The organism is Mesobacillus subterraneus (assembly GCF_000934845.1).
GTDB classification, from domain to species: Bacteria; Bacillota; Bacilli; order Bacillales; family Cytobacillaceae; genus Mesobacillus; species Mesobacillus stamsii.
In genome coordinates this window covers 1-959 of sequence record NZ_JXIQ01000176.1, presented here as the reverse complement: position 1 = coordinate 959, position 959 = coordinate 1, and the positions used below count along the sequence as shown (strand labels likewise).

2 protein-coding genes are annotated in these 959 nt (G+C 39.7%); both read left to right on the top strand.

What is annotated here, in order from left to right:
- Window positions 1-230: 230 nt before the first annotated feature.
- Window positions 231-497 (top strand): type II toxin-antitoxin system Phd/YefM family antitoxin, encoded by a 267-nt coding sequence (locus tag UB32_RS16970; RefSeq protein WP_044395969.1) that lies wholly within the window; start codon window positions 231-233, stop codon window positions 495-497.
- Complete coding sequence (locus UB32_RS16965) at window positions 487-795, top strand: type II toxin-antitoxin system RelE/ParE family toxin (protein WP_044395967.1); 309 nt, start codon at window positions 487-489, stop codon at window positions 793-795. Before UB32_RS16970 ends, UB32_RS16965 begins: the two co-directional genes overlap by 11 nt.
- The last annotated feature ends 164 nt before the right edge of the window (window positions 796-959 follow it).

The window sequence follows — 959 nt, the reverse complement described above, 5'->3', positions numbered from 1 at the left end:
TTTTGTCCTGTGGCTCTTAATGAAAAAGGGACAGGAAAGAGCCTAATAGGATATCGGATATACAAACAGAAATGGGACAATAAACCTTTCCCCATGTCCCTTACCCTAGAAATTCCGAGAGCCTATTTGTTTGATGTATGAAAGGACTTGAAGAGTGGTGGCATGGAACAGATTCTTGTAAAATGTATATAATAATGCTATAATAATGTACATGAAGGGAGGCAACGATCATGCCCCAAATAAGACCGATAACTGATTTGAGAAATACCAACGAAATCTCTGATTTGGCTCATGCTAAGAAAGAACCTATATTCATAACAAAAAACGGTTACGGTGATTTAGTTGTTATGAGCATTGAAACCTTTGATTCCATGTTGGCGGATCGTGAACTTGACGCAGCTATAGCAGAAGCCGAAGCAGAATATACTTCCGATGATCAACTTATAGATGCAAGGGAAGCTTTGTCAAGCTTAAAGAGGAAGCACTTTGGAAAATAAATATTCTGTAAAATTACTACCTCGCGCACACCGTGATTTGGATGGTATATATACTTACATTGCTGAAACGATGATAGAGCCTGGCATCGCTGCAAAATTGGTTGACACGCTTGAAGAAGCTATTTTCAGCTTAGAAAGTATTCCTCATCGTGGAGCGTTAAGAAAAATAGGCGCTTATGCCAATAAGGGATACCGCCAGCTATTCATAGGTAATTTTACTGTTGTATACCGTGTTGCTGAACCTAAAAAGAGAGTAGTTCTTGTTGTCACAATACGATATTCAAAAAGCCAGTTTTAAGAGGCCGATGCCGCCAACACCTTGCTTTCTAAATGAGCATTCATGTGAAATCACAGAATATGATGAGAAGGGACGCAGAGACAGGAACCGTGTCCCACCAGATTCCCTGCAGCTATCCCAAATATTTTTTTTGTTAGAGCCAACAGACAAAAATCCAAGACCCT

Coding starts and splice junctions, on each gene's coding strand:
- UB32_RS16970 (WP_044395969.1), top strand. CDS start 231: ATGCCCCAAATAAGACCGATAACTGATTTGAGAAATACCAACGAAATC.